Consider the following 15,680-nt stretch of genomic DNA (forward strand, 5'->3'; position numbering starts at 1 on the left):
TCAAATAAAGATAGGAAAATTTAGCTGATTTCTAAAAGCACATTGTATTTATCTAAACTCGCTAAGTCCTCGATTGAGTTTACGGTCGTAATTTTTTCGTGTTCTTCGATTTCCTTTCTAACTTCAATATGTTTGATTGCTTTTCTAAAACGTCGTACTTCTTCGAGATTAGATAAAATAAGTCCTGGAACCTGAACGCTTTTTCCATCTTTATCTTTGGCTACCATTGTAAAGTAAGAAGAGTTACAGTGCTTTATGACTCCGGTCTGGATGTTTTCTGCTTCTACACGAATACCCACAATCATGGAACTTCTTCCTACATAGTTTACAGAAGCTTTCATAGTTACTAATTCTCCAACTTCTATTGGTTTTAAAAAGTTTACGGTATCTACAGAAGCCGTTACACAATAATTACCGCTAAATTTTGATGCAGAAGCAAATGCAATTTGATCCAGCAATTGCAGAATATATCCTCCGTGTATTTTACCGCTGAAATTGGTGTGCGAAGGCAGCATTAATTCTGATATACTAATTTTTGATGATGAAACGGGTTTGTAATCTGCAGTCATGTTTGTTTTGTTTTTGGAAATTTCTATAATTATTATTTTAAACACATAGAAACATAGTTTTTCAATGTCGTTAAAGGCGTTTCACTTGCATTAACAATCCCGAAGCTTCGGGACTATATATTAGAAACTAGTTTCTTTTTTAATTCTTTCACATAAAAAAAATCTATGTTTCTATGTGTTTAAATGTTTTTTAATTCAATAATTCGGTTTCATCAGAATTTAAAGCTCTGTTGATAATATTTTCAGGAAGTGATTTTTTGGCTTTTGCTCCCATTTTTTTCAATTTTTCTACGCTTGTAATAAGGTTTCCTTTTCCGTCGACCAATTTGTTCATGGCGTTTTCGTACTCTGTTTTTGTATCTTTTATTTTGTTTCCTATTCGAACCAAATCAGTTACAAAACCTTCAAATTTATCGTATAAAGCCCCGGCTTGTCTGGCAATTTCAAAAGCATTTTCCTGTTGTTTCTGGTTAGCCCACATACTGTCAATTGTTCGCAAAGTAGCTAATAATGTACTTGGGGTTACGATTACAATATTTCGGTCGAAAGCTTTTGTATATAATGTCGAATCTTCGTTTAAGGCAATGGCAAAAGCGGGTTCTATTGGAATAAAAAGCAAAACAAAATCCGGGCTTTCCATTCTATATAAATCATGATAATTTTTGTTTCCGAGTTGTTCTACGTGACGTTTTATCGACAAAACGTGTTCTTTCAGCAAATCGATTTTCAATAAATCAGATTCTTCGTTTACCCATCTTTCATACGCAACAAGAGAAACCTTAGAGTCAACAATCATTTTCTTTCCATCGGGTAAATTGATAATCACATCGGGCATAACACGATTTCCTTCTGCATTTACAAAACTCTGCTGTACTTCGTATTCACGGCCTTTTTCTAAACCTGATTTTTCGAGAACTCGTTCTAAAACTAATTCGCCCCAATTACCCTGCATTTTACTGTCGCCTTTTAATGCTTTGGTTAAGTTTAGGGTTTCTTTACTCATTTGTGCGTTCATCTCGCTTAAACCAATAATCTGCTGACGGAGTGCGGCATGATAATCAATACTTTCTTTATGAGTCTGATCTACCTTTTGTTCAAATACGTGAATTTTATCCTGAAGCGGTAACAGAATATTTTTCATGTTTTCGCTGTTCTGCTCTGTAAATTTCGCCGATTTTTCTTCAAGGATTTTATTGGCAAGATTTTCAAACTCTTTGGTAAATTTTTCCTGCAGTTCGTTTATTTCGGCTTTCTGCTCTTTGTGGCGTTCCCATAAGTTTTCAAAATCAACTTCTTTTTTAGAAAGCTGAATTGCCAGACTGTCTTTTTCTGTTCTGATGCTTTCTTTTTCAGAATTGGATAATTGAAACTGTTTCTGAAAATTGTTTCTTTCAATCTCAAACTGTTCTTTTTGCTGCTGTAACTGATTGGTATTTGCATTGAGCCTTTCTTCCAAAGAAACTTTCTCCGACTGAAATTTAGCCGAAAACAATATTTTTCCTAAGTAAATACCTAAGAACAAAGCCACTACAAAAGCTATTAAATATGGAAGAAAATCAAACATAACTAAGTTTTTATTAAGTAAAAGTACGCAATAATACGTAGTTCGTGATTCTAAAAATTAAAATTTCACGAATTAGTATAAGTTCGAAATTAAACAAACAATCTAAATAAGATTTACGGAAATCCTTAAAAAAATATTTTTTTACGCAACCTTTTTATAAGACGTTCATCTACATGATATAACCTATTAAAATTTTATCATGAAAAAATTAATGTTGAGCTTATTTATAGCTTTTGGATTGAATGGATGCTCGCTTAATAACGACGATTATAATGTAAGCTGTGGAAACGATGTGGATGTATCTTTTACAGGTTTTCCTCTTTTATGTAATTATAGTGTAAAATCACTTCCAAATAACCCGACTGCTTATGTACTGGAGTCACAAGAAAAAATGGATACTTATTTTACAAAACATGAAAATACTTGTTCTGTGGCAAGCGATCCTAACATTGATTTTAGTAAAAATTTATTGGTTGGAATTTTTGCAGGTGCAAAACCTACAAGCGGTTATGCCATAAAAATAACTTCAATGGTAGAAAACAGCTGCCAGATTACCATTAACTTTTTTGAAAAAGCACCTCTTGCAGGCGAAAACATCACTCAGGCTCCAACTTATCCATCAGATTTTATCCTGATCCCAAAAACTAGTAAACCTATTTATTTTAACAGAACTAACGAAAGTGCTGATAATATTATAATTGGAAGTTTTGGCACTACTAATTCTTTCTTCCAAATCAATGATTATAACATTTTGACTTTTCAGAATGTAGTAACTGGTAAATATGATTTCAGCCAATATAAATATTCTCAAAAAGCAAAAAGAAGCGAATATACTTTATTCTCAAAAAGCATTCCTGCTGAAATTACTGCTTTAAAAGGTCAGACTAAAACTTACGGTGCTCCTGATTCACAAGGTATCTACTTTGAATTACGCAAAGGAATTGATGTTACTAAAGTTTTTATCGACAATACCGACACAGCAGATCAAAGCACTGAGGTAAAAGCATTTAAAAAAGCGATTCAGGATAAAATTACAAGCTTAAAATAACAGCAGTATGAAAAAGCATTTTATATTTTTAATTGTTATCACTCTTTTTTCTTCGGCATATTCATTAGAATCTACAACTGAAGGTGCGGGCTCGATTGTAAACACTTGGATATGGGAAAAATCAATTGGGAGCGGTTCTAATCCTTATACGGTAACGCCTAAAACTATTGGGTTTACAAAAAAGGTAATTTTTACTCCGGAAGGAAAAGTTATTACGTATAAAAACAATGTTGAAATTAGAGTAAGCAATTATCAAATAGAAAAAGGCCTTGGTTTTTTAGATCAGGCAGAGCATGACTTAATTACTTTTGAAGGGAAAACATATATCATAGAAAACCTTGATAATCAAAACCTAACAATTACAAGTAATAATGCTGATCCTGTTCGAACTATCTACAAAAGGTAGTTTTATAACCTTATAAAAACTATTTTTGCAAAACCAAAAGCAACCATTTTCTTGAAAGACAATTTAGAAAAATATATTAAGCTGTGCATGAAAAATGACAGAGAGGGACAACTGAAAATTTATCAGTTGTTCTCTCCTGTTTTATATGGTATATGCCTTAAATATATGAAGAATGAAGATGATGCAAAAGATGTTTTTCAGGAAGCCTTTGTGATTGTTTTTCAGAAAATAAGCCAATATAAATTTGAGGGAAGTTTTGAAGGATGGCTCAAACGGATCTTTATAAACAAACTCATCGAGACTTTAAACAAGAAGAAAAAAGAAAGTTTCTTTTTGGATGTTTTTGATCCGGATACAGATTTTGTTGAAGAAGAAGAACTCGAAGTACTCCCAATAGAACAAGAAAAATTACTGGAATATATACGGGATTTACCAGATCAGTACCGAACGGTTTTTAACCTGTATGTTTTTGAAAAAATGAAGCACAAAGAAATAGCCGATTTATTAAAAATCTCAGAAGGAACATCAAAATCAAATTTAAATCGGGCAAAGCACATTTTGCAAAAAAAAATATTGAGCATAAAAAATTTTAAGACGGCATGAAGAAGCACAAAATAGAAGATATTTTTTCATCAATGGAAGACTTTTCGAGTGTTCCGCCTCCTGAATTATGGAGTCAGATTGAAGAAAAACTAGACAAACCTAAAAAGAAGAAGAGAGTTATTCTTTGGTGGTCGGCTGCTGCATGCTTATTATTAGGCTTAATGCTTCCATCTGTTTTACATTTTTCTTCTAGTGATAAACAGACAAACCCAATTCAAAATAACACTTTAGAAAACAACAGCATTGTACTTGATCAGAAAGAAAACAATACCGAAAAGACAAATAAAAATACTGAACGTTCTATAGAAAACGACATCAATAATCAATCAAAAAACAACAATCAAATTTCATCATCAGAAGAAACAATAAATCAATCCGAAAATCAATTAAACAAAACGCAGCAAACAGAAACAGTTGGCTCCGATTCTCAAAACAAATTGAATAACAATTCATTTGCACCAAAATCAAACGGGACAAAAAACAGTTTAAACAATAATACAACTGTAGCTGAAAAATCATTAACACCTGTAAAAGAAAACAAATTCAATCCGGATTCTAAAAATCAGTTTTCGGGCAGTAAAAATGGTCAGTCTAACCAGACTGTTGCAGAAAAAACCTATGTTCCTGCTAAAGAAAATGTATTTAATGCGGCTTCTAAAAATCAATTTTCTGGTAATAAAATTGGAAAAACAAATCAGGCAGTAGCCGAAAAAACATACGCTCCTGCTAAAGAGAATGCATTTAATCCGGCTTCTAAAAATCAATTTTCTGGTAATAAAACCGGGAAAACAAATCAGGCAGTAGCCGAAAAAACATTTAGTCCTAATCAGGCTGATCGTTTAAATTCGGCATCAAAAAGTCAGTTATCAGACATTGAAAAAAGAAACGCAGATAAGGTTCTTGCGGAGAAAACATTTAATGCAGGAAAACAGAATAAATTTAATGCAGGTCAGAAAAATCAAATCTCTAATTCAATTTTTGAAAATATTCCAAATTCAAAAAACAACAATACTATTGCGTTTACAGGTTCAAATTCTGGTTTAAATGGAAATCAAAATGCTGTAAATTCTAATAAAGAAAAACAAAACATTCAAAAAACATCAACTGATAAAAGCATTGCAAGTGTTCAAAAAGACAATTCGAAAGGAAATACTGCTTTTACAAACGTGAATGTTTTAACTAAAAAAGATTCTGCACAGCTGGCTGAACTTCAAAATCTGGAAAAAGGAATTGTAACTCCAGAAGAAGAGAAAAAGAAAAAAGAAGACAAACTGCTTTCTAAAGCTGATAAATGGGCTTTACAAGTTTTTGCCGGAGTTGCAAATTCTGAAAACTACAGCAAAAACAAAACTTTAGGAAATGTAAACGATTCTAAACAAAGTAATTCATACGGTGTAAAAACACAGTATAAAATCAATAAAAAATGGGCCGTTGCTTCTGGATTTAAAATTAATGAACTTGGGCAGAGTGTTGCCAATGTTTCGTATTACAATGCCAAAAACAGTGCTCTTTTTACACCGGTTGATTATTTTGCTCAAAGTGCAGGTCCAACACAATTTACCAGTGATGCTAATTATGTACTGGTTTCAAATAATGCAAAGGAAGCAATAAACAGCAGTAATATTCAAACTGGTAATTTAGATCAGAATTTGCGATATCTGGAAATGCCTTTGGAGGTTTCGTATTCGATTTTTAACAGAAAGAAAACAAGCATCAATTTAAATACCGGGGCTTTTGTTGGTAAATTAATTTCGAATAATGTGGCTTTAGACGGTACTTCTATTGGCGAAAATATAAACGCAAATGATTACGTGTATGGTTCTACATTAAGCAGTACGATTCAGTATCGCGTTTACAAGAAAACAAATGTCTTTGTAGAGCCGGCTGTAAATTATTATGCAAATCCTTTAAACAGCCAGTCTTTCAATCAGTTTCAATGGGGATTAAATTTTGGTTTGAATGTTAACTTTTAATGAGGTTATTTTTTCGTAATTTCGAAAAATACTTCACTTAAAATGACTTTTAAAAACAATTGGAAAAACTTAAGTCTTCCTAAAAATTTACTTACTGCCAAAGAATTAGTTTATGACATCTGCGGTTTTGAATGTTCTGAACCTCAACCCGAAAAGGAAAGTCAGGAATATGATGCGTTTGATTTTAAAATCGGCGAAAGCCAGATTAAATTTAGATCTGCCAAAATTACGCCCACAAAAACGGGTCAGTTTGTAACTTTATGGAAACGCAATATAAACGGCATAATTGAGCCTTTTGATTATAAAGATGACATCGATTTTGTTATTGTAAGTGTTCAAAAAGAGGATTTATTGGGACAGTTTATTTTTCCAAAAGAAATTTTACTGAAAAAAGGTGTTTTTACCTCAGAAACTAAAGAAGGAATAAGGGCAACGAGAGTTTATCCGCCTTGGGATGAAACAACGAGTAAACAGGCTCAAAAAACACAGAAATGGCAATTGGACTATTTCTTATCTGTTTCTGACAAAACAGACTTAAATCGCGCGAAACATTTGCTTGACAAAAAATAATAAAAAAACAAAAAAGGCAGTTCGAATTGAACTGCCTTTTTTTAATTAATATAATCTTAATTAATTCTTTAAGATTTTGTTTTTGTATACTACATTATTGTTTTCTGATAAAGTGTAAATGTAAAGTCCTGAATTTAAATTGCGTAAAGACATTACAGTTGTATTTACTTCTTCACTGCTTTGAATATCAATTGGATTTCCTAAAGCACGTCCGTTTAAGTCGTAAAGTCTTAATTTAAGATTTTTACTTTCGTTTGTTTTAACTGTAAAATTAATTACGTCTGATGTAGGGTTTGGATATGCTTTTACGTAAAATCCGTTTTTAGTTCCAAGATCTGGTGTCGAAAGTACATCTTGTTTCAGGTTGAAACGGGCAATTACCGGTCCGTGATCTGAAGTTGTCGTTGTGTAATTTGTAATATCATTACGAGGATCATAAACTGCAATTGACTCATTAATATATTGATCGAACAACTCATTAGAAATTGTAATATGATCTAAAAATCCTCCTGAACTTAAAAAGCTGTAAGCACCTGCCTGGCTGATTTCTAAAGTAAGGGCTTTATAATTGTTGGTATCTGTAACAAAAGATTGATAAGAAGATGGTTGTCCAGCAATAACAGAAGCTTTTACATCGTCATTATAATCTCCTAAAAGAACGATGTTAGAATTTCCATAATAAGTATCTAAACTATCTTTAAGAACCTCAACATCATATTTACGCATATTGTATCTTGAGATATCAGTTCCGCTGTTAGCTCGCGCGTGAAGGTCTACAAATTTGATTTCATTTTTCACTCCGTTAAGGTTCGTTTCTAAAGTTACCATATATGGCAGACGTCCCGAAGAAAAGAAATTACTGTTAGTTCCCGGATAATTCGTTAACAATTTAGTTCCGTTACGTAATTCATCGTAGAATTCTTTAAACATGACACGAGTATTCTTAAGAGTAGTTGTTTTTGTATCATAAATTACAACTAATTTCTGAGGCGGATAGTTAGGATCTGAAGGATTAGTCTCCCATGAATATGACCAAGATGTAGAAACTACTTTATTAAATGATTTACCATTTACATTCATTTGTGTAATTAAATCATCAATAGCCGCATCGCTCGAAATTTCCTGAACTACATACACATCAGCATCTAATTTGTTTATTACTTTAACTGCATTTTGCATTTGTAAAGCTTTATCAGCCGGACCGTAAGCAGAGGTTGGCGCACCAAAAAACTCCATGTTGTATGTAACTACATCAAAAGTATCTGATTTTGGAAGAGAAGAACCTGTTAAAGAACCAATTTGTTTGTTTAATGAAGTTCCTGTAACTGTTAAAGTACCAGAAATTTTTAATTCTTTTGTTGTTGGAGCAAATTTCGCATAAAGTGTTTTTCCTGCAAAAGCATCTGCAGCAGAAACCACTACAGTTGTTCCAAATGAAATATTATCTGCAGATATTTGGTATGAAGCCGGAGCAGTAATTGTAATGTCTCCATATCCTTCTGCTTTAAAATTGAAAGATTGTGAAGCAGAAACGGTATTCTGATCAACAACTCCAAAATCTAAAACAGGATTTGAATCTACATAACCTGCTTCGTCTGTTATAGCATAATCATCAAATGACCATTCAGAAGCATTATTAGTACCGCCCGCAGTAGTTTCGTAAACCCAAGCTAAATAAGTATGATCTGTTTTATAAGCATTTAACTTAATATATTGCGATTGTACATAATTACCTGTACTAGTTGGAAATTTACCATCAATATCTGTCCATGTAGCTGTATTTGGATTACTTACACCATCATAATCAGTAGAAACTTTTAATTTTAGACCTGGTCCTGCATAAAACTTACGAGAGTAAAAAGATAACAATGGAAAGTCTCCAAAAGTATTTAAACGTAATTTTGGCGAAATCAACCAATCTTGACTTGCTCCGCTGTCAGAGTATCCATTCATTAAAACCGCACCAGTTCCAGAATTTACGTTTCTAGCGGTATTAGTATATACCCATTTGTTTGTTGGTCCTGAGACATTATATTGTGTCCAGCCGCTGTTTGTTAAAACATTAGCATCATTAAATCCTTGTACATAAGGATTAATACCTATTCCTGTTACTAAAACTGTTTTAGTAACGGCTCCTGTTGACTCATGTGTAATTTGTCCAGAGAAACTGCCAGCAGCCGTTGGTGAGAATTTCACATAAACTGTTTGAGCTGCATTTGAAGCAAAATCTGCAGGAACAAATGTTAATGATGATAAAAATGTATTATTATCTTTAGAAATAGTAAAATCTGCCGGAGCCGTTACTATTATATCATTCGTAAGATTATCAGCGCTGATTTGGTAACTTTTATTTACTGCATCCTGATAGTTTGCCTCAGAAAGACCTAAATCTAATGAAGTTACGGTTGTTGATATTAAAGGCGTTGCAACACTTGCTGTAGTAACATCTACTTTACTTACTGTAGTCTGCACATTATCATAAGGATCTTCTGAAATAGAAAAGACAGAATAAGCAGTATTTAAAGTTAATAGTGTAAATGTTTTTGAATATTCCTGAGCTGGATCAGTTATATCCAAGAAACCAGATTGTAAAGCAGTATTTCCTGTGGCATCTTGTCCAGCTTTTATTTGAGCAATAGTTGGTTCTGCACTTCCGCCAGGAAGCAAAACATAATATGTTTTTCCAACTTCATCAATTTTATTAATAAAATCAAAACTTGAAGATAAAATATTAGCCGTTTTAGGATAACCAGCCTCAGTAATAGGAGCTGTATTATCACTTCTAATGTCAATATTGTCTATTGCAAATGATGGGCGCGCTCCTGTCGATCCAGAAAATTGTCTCGCAATCCATCTAATCTGTACTACAGACTGATTATCACAATCCGAAGGTAATGTCACTTTTTTTCTTTGTGGATTTTGTGGTGTTGTAACACCTGTTCCTGTCTGAAGAACTGTACCGCTTAAATATTCTGTATTAGCAAGTGTAATAAAAGGTCCTGACGTACCAACACGATATTGTAATGACATTTCTAAAATACGATTATTTGAGCTTGTTCCATCAAAAGGGTTACGAATTACCATTGCATCGTATCTAACCTGTATTCCTGTCTGTCCAACACTTGATAAAGCAAAACCAATCGCTAAATCAGCACTTCCTGTATCCAAAAATCCAATTTTTCCATTGTAATTATGCACGTTACCACTATTAATTGAAGCTGAACTGTTTGCTGTCAAATTTTTATCACCAATCAGTGCCGTACTATATGTTGTAGCCGGAGCCGTTGCTGTAGCAGCCCATCCTTGAAATCCAGCAGGATAAACTGTTGAACCTGCTGCCAACCCATCAAAATTCTGAGTATAAGGCAGCGATTGTGCTGTTGGCATTGTTATCTGTGCACTTAGCGTAAAGCAATAAAAAAAACCTAAAAATGTCATCAAATGACGAAAAGAGTAATTGTTTTTCATACGTTTTTATAATAGAGTTTTTAGAATTCAAATTTATCTCGTTTAAAGTTAAGAGAATATTGTAAAACCATAAAGTTATTGTAAGGTAATTTATAAACATATGTCATAAAAAATCAGATTTTTAGCTTTTAATTTTCATTATTCTCAAGTATAATGCGTTTTCTAAGCTTTTTCTGTTATAGTAGTTTTTTACATACAATATTTATATTTAACAAGAAAAAACTTTTTATTTATATAAATATCGCTTTCTACAACAAAAAAAGCTGCCTCAAAAGAGACAGCTTTTCGTAAATTATTTAGTACAGAAATTAAACTGCGGTATAACCACCGTCGGCAATAATATAGCTTCCTGTTGTGAAAGACGATTTTTCAGAACTTAAAAAAGTTACCAGTTCGGCAATTTCTTCTGCAGTTCCTAAACGGTTCATTGGCGCTTTTGCGGCAACGGCATTCATGGCATCATTATTTAAATTATCTTTTAGCAGTGCCGTTTCTATATAACCCGGACCTACAGCATTGCATCGAATTTTTTTCTGAGCATATTCTGCCGCAATATTTTTAGTTAAACCTACTACTCCATGTTTCGAAGCCGTATAAGCCGGACTTAATGGTGCCGCTACCTGACCGTGAATAGAAGCTATGTTAACAATGCTTCCGCCGCCATTTTTTTCCATTTGCTCAAGCTGATAACGACAAGCATAAAACACACCGCTTAAATTAAGTGCAATTACACGATCCCAGGCTTCGGGTTCGTATTCTCCGGTTGGTTTTGCAGGACCGCCCATTCCGGCATTGTTACAGGCAATATCCAATCGGCCGTATTTTGAAACAGTCACCTCAACCATGTGTTTATTATCACTTGCACTCGACGAATCTCCTTTTACAAAAAAAGCTTCTCCGCCGCTGGCTTTTATAACTTGTACGGTTTCTTCCCCGTGTTCAACATTAATATCCGAAACTACAACTTTTGCTCCTTCTCGAGCGTAGGCTTCTGCTACTGCGCGTCCAATTCCTGAACCGCCTCCAGATACAAAAGCTACTTTATTTTCTAAAAGTGCCATTTTTTATATATTTATAAATTGTATTTTAAATTTACGAAGATATCATGTGCCGACCATGAGAAAAACCGAGTTTAAAACAAGATTAAGACTTTATCACAATCAAATGTTATTTCACATTAAAATCACGTAAATCTGATCATTTTTTCTTATTTAATTATCTTCATCTAATTTCATATTTCCCCTATCTTTATGATTATCCGGATGCGAGTTTGGATAACGATTTGGTGTAATATCAGAATTACGGTCTTTATTCTCTACCGTTTTTTCAGCTTCATCATCAGATGAAACACCTCGGTTTGCGTTTGGGTTATTCGGATTTACATCATCTTTGACTTTTTGAATATCTTCGTTCTCATTTCGGGCTCTTTTCACAACTTCTTTATTTCCTTCAGCATCTGTTACTACCTCTTTTTTCAAATTGGCATCATCAGCTTTTCCGTCATGTGAAATATTTTTTCCTTTCGTTTCATCTATATCTTTTTGCGCTCCATTTATCTTTTTAGAGCCTAAATTATTAGTTTCCATATCCTTATTATTTTGAGTTTCTATATTAATATTACGAATTCTAAATTTTAAAAGGAAATGGTTTAACATTGCTTTTAGTTTATAAAGCAATTTCATAACTTTAATTAAAATCTTATAACCCTTCTCTTTATCAAACCTTTAAACCCTAAAACCAATGAACTTTTTTAAAATCAAAACCAGCTGGTCTAATGCCGAATTTATTTTAATAAAACTGTGTATGGCTTCTGCCTATATTTTTATTGGAAGCTGTTTTCATGATTTTTTCGAAAGTTATTATACCATACTTCTGGTTATATTCGCAATTACAGCAATCTGGTTTGTATATGAATGGCTGAAAAAAATGAAGACAAAAAACGAATAATCGATTACCTGATTTACTTTAATACTTGCAGAACAACACTATCTTTGCAAAAAATTAAAACATGCATCGACACTTCATTCTTTTTAAACCTTACGGCTATTTGAGTCAATTTATTTATGAACTGAAGAGAAAGAAAAAGCTTTTGGGCGAACTGCACGATTTTCCCGAAGGAACAATGGCAATTGGAAGATTAGATGAAGATTCTGAAGGTTTGCTTTTGCTGACAACTGATGGAAAAGTAAGCGAGCAGATAAGAAGCAAAAAAGTTGATAAAGAATATTATGTTCAGGTCGACGGTATAATTACGCCAGAAGCCATCGAACAACTACAAAAAGGAGTAGAAATTGGTTTTGAAGGCGGCAAATACAAAACAAAACCCTGCACTGCTTTTACTGTAACCGAAATTCCTGATTTTGGACCAAGAGCCAAAAAAATCAGAGACGAGCGTCACGGTCCTACTTCCTGGGCTTCTATTACTGTAAACGAAGGAAAGTTCCGCCAGGTTCGAAAAATGACCGCTGCAGTTGGTTTTCCTACTTTACGTCTCGTTCGTGTTCGAATAGGAAACGTATATTTGCAAAACTTAAAAGCAGGAGACGTTTTAGAAGTAAACGATTTCCAAATAAACGATTAAACGAATTAACAAATAAACGATAATGCTAAACGTAGTTCTTGTAGAACCAGAAATACCAAACAATACCGGAAATATTGGAAGATTGTGCGTAGGTACAGAAAGCCGGCTTCATTTAATTCATCCTTTCGGATTTGTAATTAATGATAAAAACCTTAAACGTTCGGGTTTGGATTATTGGGTGCATCTTGATGTAACCGAATATCAGAATGTTGAAGAATGGATCCAGCAAATTCCAGATCACTCCAGAGTATTTTTGATGAGTTCACATTCTGAAAAATCATATTTAGAAAATGAATTTCAGGATGGCGACTGGCTGGTTTTTGGAAAAGAAAGCGTTGGTTTGAGTGCAGCATTTATGGCTCGATTTGAAAATCATTTAACAATCCCAATGTCACCGCTGATTCGCTCTTTTAATATTGCAAATTCAGTTGCTTTTGTAGTTGGTGAAGCTAAAAGACAGATTGGACTTAAAAAGGTTTAATCGTTTATTTGTTTAACTGGTTAATCGAGAAATTAAGTTACGATAAACTTTCCTTTTTCGGCATCAAAAATTATATGTTCATCTTTGAACAAAGCTGCAAAACTTCCGTTTGAAATTAAATTACAAGGTTCGTCCTGCACAACATTTTCAGGAGTCATGACGATCATTTCGTCGCTTAATTGAATTGCCAGATCAATATCGTGTGTAGAAAATAAAATACATTTTTGAGTTTCCTGAGTTAGTTTCTTCAGCAATTTAAATAATGAAACTTTGTGCAGTAAATCTAAATGTGTTGTTGGTTCGTCCAGAATAATGAGCGGTGTATCTTGTGCCAAAGCGCGAGCTATTAAAACCTTTTGTAATTGTCCGTCGCTTATTTCGTAATGTTTTTTATGAGAAAGATGTTCTACTTGTGTCAACTCCATTGCTTCCTGAACTTTTTCGATATCAACTTGGGTCAAAGTTCCAACCCAATTGGTATAAGGCTGTCTGCCAAGTGCCACTAATTCGAAAACCGAAAGATTACTCGGCGGCAGTTTTTCGGTTAAAACCAAACTTAAATTCTGCGCTAAATCCAAAGGTTTATAAGCAGAAACAGCTGTATCATTCAAATAAACATTTCCTGATAACGGATGCTGAATTCCGGTAATCGTTCGCAGTAAAGTCGATTTCCCAATTCCATTTGCACCAATTAAAGAGATCAGTTTTCCTGACTTCAAATTTAAATTCAAATTCTCAGCAATAGTCACAGTTGCTTTCTTGGATTTATATCCAATAGTTAAGTTTGAAGCTGATAGAATATTCCTCATCGCATTTTTCATTTAAACACATAGAAACATAGGTTTCTTTGTCTTATTAGAAGGAATTTAAGATTTACTTGTAAATCAAACATAGCTGAGATTAAAGTTTTGGCAGCAATCTGAAATATTCATTTACAAGTGTTTTTTGTCCTTCTTTAAAAATATTAAAACAATTAAAATTAATTATAATCCCTTTTGGTGCTTTTAAAAGTTTCATGTAGGTCAACAGTTGAGCTTGGTGAATCGAATTTATTTCGGAAACTGTTTTTAATTCTACTACTAAACAATTTTCAACAAACAAATCACATCGAAAATCTGTAGCTAATTCCTTATCCTTATATATTATTGGAACTCTCAGCTCTGTGAAAAAATTTAATTTTCTTTGTGAGAGTTCTTCTTTCAAACATTGATGATAAACATTTTCCAGCAATCCTTTACCAATTATTTTATGGACTTCTATTGAAGCACCCAAAACTTCATAAGTTAATTCATCTAAATATTTTTGAGTAATCATTAATTCTTTAATTGAAATAAAAACTATGTTTCTATGTGTTTAAAAAATTAAAGATACAAATTATTTGTAGGTTTTTACTGAAAATTTCTTTTCCGTACTAAAAGCCAAATTACAACCGGCGCACCAATTATAGACGTTATGGCATTTATTGGAAGCGTTACATCAAATCCTGGCATTTGCGAAACAATATCACAAAACAACATTATAATTGATCCAAAAAATAAAGTGCTCCAAAACAAAATAGTATGATTACTCGTTTGAAAAGTCAGTTTTGCAATATGCGGCACAGCTAAACCAATAAAAGCAATTGGCCCGGCAAAAGCCGTAATCGCTCCAGATAAAATACTGGTTGCAAATATGATAATCAATCTCGCCTGATTAAAATTTAATCCCATGCTTTTTGCATAGTTTTCTCCTAAAAGTAAAGCATTTAAAGGCTTGATACTTTTAGCACTTAAAAGCAGGCCAATTCCAACACAAAAAGTCAAAATTCCAATTGTTGACCACGAAAGATTTCCCAAGCTTCCCATTGACCAAAATGTAAACTTCTGCAATTGTTCTGCCGTACTAAAATACGTTAGAACACTTACAATTGCAGTTGTAAAACTTCCAAACATTAATCCCACAATTAAAATTGCCATTGTGTCGCGCAGTCTTTGAGAAACTACTAAGACCAATAATAAAACCAATGTACTTCCAAATGTCGACGCAATTACAATTCCGTATGACGATAAAGCAATTATACTTAAAAACGAAGGCAGAAACCCAGCGCCTAAAATAACAAAAGCAACACCTAAACTTGCCCCGGAACTCAATCCTAAAACATAAGGTCCAGCAAGCGGATTTCTAAAAAGCGTCTGCATTAAAAGTCCGCTGATCGACAATCCAGTTCCAACCAAAACTGCGGTAATCGCTTTTGGCAGGCGATAATTTATAATGATGTATTCCCAAGTCGATTTTGCTGCATGTCCGCCGGTTAAACTTGAAAAAACATCTTTTAACGGAATCGTAACGGATCCTAAACTAATGCTCGCAAAAAACATCAGCAAAAGTCCTAACGCCAAGATGACAAATAAAATGGTATTTCGTTTTTTGTCTGCCAA

The 15,680-nt window shown here is 33.3% G+C and carries 16 protein-coding genes; 8 read left to right on the top strand and 8 right to left on the bottom strand.

The window, feature by feature from the left end:
* Nucleotides 1-20: 20 nt before the first annotated feature.
* Nucleotides 21-569 (bottom strand): acyl-CoA thioesterase, encoded by a 549-nt coding sequence (locus PQ462_RS19380; protein ID WP_011921585.1) that lies wholly within the window; start codon nt 567-569, stop codon nt 21-23.
* A gap of 190 nt (nt 570-759) precedes the next feature.
* Nucleotides 760-2,133, bottom strand: coding sequence for a DNA recombination protein RmuC (gene rmuC, locus PQ462_RS19385; protein ID WP_274251224.1), 1,374 nt, complete (start codon nt 2,131-2,133; stop codon nt 760-762).
* 199 nt (nt 2,134-2,332) lie between these two features.
* Between rmuC and PQ462_RS19390 the strand changes: the two genes are divergently transcribed.
* The 5 genes from PQ462_RS19390 to PQ462_RS19410 all read left to right on the top strand — a co-directional run bounded on the left by PQ462_RS19390 (nt 2,333) and on the right by PQ462_RS19410 (nt 6,733).
* A complete protein-coding gene (locus tag PQ462_RS19390) occupies nt 2,333-3,181 on the top strand; it encodes a protease complex subunit PrcB family protein (RefSeq protein ID WP_073408859.1) in 849 nt (282 codons plus the stop codon).
* Between the two features lie 7 nt (nt 3,182-3,188).
* Nucleotides 3,189-3,587, top strand: a complete 399-nt coding sequence (locus PQ462_RS19395) for a hypothetical protein (RefSeq protein ID WP_121360281.1) — start codon at nt 3,189-3,191, stop codon at nt 3,585-3,587.
* An 87-nt stretch (nt 3,588-3,674) separates the two neighbouring features.
* Nucleotides 3,675-4,190 (top strand): RNA polymerase sigma factor, encoded by a 516-nt coding sequence (locus PQ462_RS19400; protein ID WP_011921589.1) that lies wholly within the window; start codon nt 3,675-3,677, stop codon nt 4,188-4,190.
* Nucleotides 4,187-6,163 carry a hypothetical protein gene (locus PQ462_RS19405; RefSeq protein WP_274251225.1) on the top strand — a complete coding sequence of 659 codons (1,977 nt, stop codon included), beginning with the start codon at nt 4,187-4,189 and terminating at the stop codon, nt 6,161-6,163. Before PQ462_RS19400 ends, PQ462_RS19405 begins: the two co-directional genes overlap by 4 nt.
* 42 nt (nt 6,164-6,205) lie before the next feature.
* Nucleotides 6,206-6,733, top strand: coding sequence for a MepB family protein (locus PQ462_RS19410; RefSeq protein WP_274251226.1), 528 nt, complete (start codon nt 6,206-6,208; stop codon nt 6,731-6,733).
* A 60-nt stretch (nt 6,734-6,793) separates the two neighbouring features.
* Here the strand turns inward: PQ462_RS19410 and PQ462_RS19415 are convergent, their stop codons facing one another.
* The 3 genes from PQ462_RS19415 to PQ462_RS19425 all read right to left on the bottom strand — a co-directional run bounded on the left by PQ462_RS19415 (nt 6,794) and on the right by PQ462_RS19425 (nt 11,787).
* Complete coding sequence (locus PQ462_RS19415) at nt 6,794-10,201, bottom strand: T9SS-dependent choice-of-anchor J family protein (protein WP_274251227.1); 3,408 nt, start codon at nt 10,199-10,201, stop codon at nt 6,794-6,796.
* Nucleotides 10,202-10,509: 308 nt separating this feature from the next.
* Nucleotides 10,510-11,262, bottom strand: a complete 753-nt coding sequence (locus PQ462_RS19420; RefSeq protein ID WP_274251228.1) for an SDR family NAD(P)-dependent oxidoreductase — start codon at nt 11,260-11,262, stop codon at nt 10,510-10,512.
* Between the two features lie 150 nt (nt 11,263-11,412).
* Nucleotides 11,413-11,787, bottom strand: a complete 375-nt coding sequence (locus PQ462_RS19425) for a hypothetical protein (protein WP_274251229.1) — start codon at nt 11,785-11,787, stop codon at nt 11,413-11,415.
* A 154-nt stretch (nt 11,788-11,941) separates the two neighbouring features.
* Between PQ462_RS19425 and PQ462_RS19430 the strand changes: the two genes are divergently transcribed.
* From PQ462_RS19430 to PQ462_RS19440, 3 genes are all read left to right on the top strand, one after another.
* Nucleotides 11,942-12,148 carry a hypothetical protein gene (locus tag PQ462_RS19430; protein ID WP_274251230.1) on the top strand — a complete coding sequence of 69 codons (207 nt, stop codon included), beginning with the start codon at nt 11,942-11,944 and terminating at the stop codon, nt 12,146-12,148.
* A gap of 61 nt (nt 12,149-12,209) precedes the next feature.
* Nucleotides 12,210-12,782 carry a pseudouridine synthase gene (locus tag PQ462_RS19435; protein ID WP_274251231.1) on the top strand — a complete coding sequence of 191 codons (573 nt, stop codon included), beginning with the start codon at nt 12,210-12,212 and terminating at the stop codon, nt 12,780-12,782.
* 22 nt (nt 12,783-12,804) lie between these two features.
* Entirely contained in the window at nt 12,805-13,263 is a 459-nt protein-coding gene (locus PQ462_RS19440; protein WP_121360274.1) for a tRNA (cytidine(34)-2'-O)-methyltransferase, read from the top strand.
* Between the two features lie 32 nt (nt 13,264-13,295).
* On the opposite strand, the gene PQ462_RS19445 is transcribed toward PQ462_RS19440, so the two are convergent.
* The 3 genes from PQ462_RS19445 to PQ462_RS19455 form a co-directional block, all read right to left on the bottom strand.
* Complete coding sequence (locus tag PQ462_RS19445; protein WP_274251232.1) at nt 13,296-14,072, bottom strand: ABC transporter ATP-binding protein; 777 nt, start codon at nt 14,070-14,072, stop codon at nt 13,296-13,298.
* A gap of 91 nt (nt 14,073-14,163) precedes the next feature.
* Complete coding sequence (locus PQ462_RS19450) at nt 14,164-14,577, bottom strand: GxxExxY protein (RefSeq protein ID WP_274251233.1); 414 nt, start codon at nt 14,575-14,577, stop codon at nt 14,164-14,166.
* Between the two features lie 74 nt (nt 14,578-14,651).
* On the bottom strand, nt 14,652-15,680 hold the full coding sequence (locus PQ462_RS19455) for a FecCD family ABC transporter permease (RefSeq protein WP_443135205.1): 1,029 nt from the start codon (nt 15,678-15,680) through the stop codon (nt 14,652-14,654).

Origin of the sequence: Flavobacterium sp. KACC 22758 (assembly GCF_028736135.1) — a bacterium.
Lineage (GTDB): Bacteria > Bacteroidota > Bacteroidia > Flavobacteriales > Flavobacteriaceae > Flavobacterium > Flavobacterium johnsoniae.

What these genes read in the sequence shown, in the direction of transcription:
- PQ462_RS19380 (WP_011921585.1), bottom strand. Translation starts at nt 569, where the DNA reads ATGACTGCAGATTACAAACCCGTTTCATCATCAAAAATTAGTATATCA.
- rmuC (WP_274251224.1), bottom strand. Translation starts at nt 2,133, where the DNA reads ATGTTTGATTTTCTTCCATATTTAATAGCTTTTGTAGTGGCTTTGTTC.
- PQ462_RS19390 (WP_073408859.1), top strand. Translation starts at nt 2,333, where the DNA reads ATGAAAAAATTAATGTTGAGCTTATTTATAGCTTTTGGATTGAATGGA.
- PQ462_RS19395 (WP_121360281.1), top strand. Translation starts at nt 3,189, where the DNA reads ATGAAAAAGCATTTTATATTTTTAATTGTTATCACTCTTTTTTCTTCG.
- PQ462_RS19400 (WP_011921589.1), top strand. Translation starts at nt 3,675, where the DNA reads ATGAAAAATGACAGAGAGGGACAACTGAAAATTTATCAGTTGTTCTCT.
- PQ462_RS19405 (WP_274251225.1), top strand. Translation starts at nt 4,187, where the DNA reads ATGAAGAAGCACAAAATAGAAGATATTTTTTCATCAATGGAAGACTTT.
- PQ462_RS19410 (WP_274251226.1), top strand. Translation starts at nt 6,206, where the DNA reads ATGACTTTTAAAAACAATTGGAAAAACTTAAGTCTTCCTAAAAATTTA.
- PQ462_RS19415 (WP_274251227.1), bottom strand. Translation starts at nt 10,201, where the DNA reads ATGAAAAACAATTACTCTTTTCGTCATTTGATGACATTTTTAGGTTTT.
- PQ462_RS19420 (WP_274251228.1), bottom strand. Translation starts at nt 11,262, where the DNA reads ATGGCACTTTTAGAAAATAAAGTAGCTTTTGTATCTGGAGGCGGTTCA.
- PQ462_RS19425 (WP_274251229.1), bottom strand. Translation starts at nt 11,787, where the DNA reads ATGGAAACTAATAATTTAGGCTCTAAAAAGATAAATGGAGCGCAAAAA.
- PQ462_RS19430 (WP_274251230.1), top strand. Translation starts at nt 11,942, where the DNA reads ATGAACTTTTTTAAAATCAAAACCAGCTGGTCTAATGCCGAATTTATT.
- PQ462_RS19435 (WP_274251231.1), top strand. Translation starts at nt 12,210, where the DNA reads ATGCATCGACACTTCATTCTTTTTAAACCTTACGGCTATTTGAGTCAA.
- PQ462_RS19440 (WP_121360274.1), top strand. Translation starts at nt 12,805, where the DNA reads ATGCTAAACGTAGTTCTTGTAGAACCAGAAATACCAAACAATACCGGA.
- PQ462_RS19445 (WP_274251232.1), bottom strand. Translation starts at nt 14,072, where the DNA reads ATGAGGAATATTCTATCAGCTTCAAACTTAACTATTGGATATAAATCC.
- PQ462_RS19450 (WP_274251233.1), bottom strand. Translation starts at nt 14,577, where the DNA reads ATGATTACTCAAAAATATTTAGATGAATTAACTTATGAAGTTTTGGGT.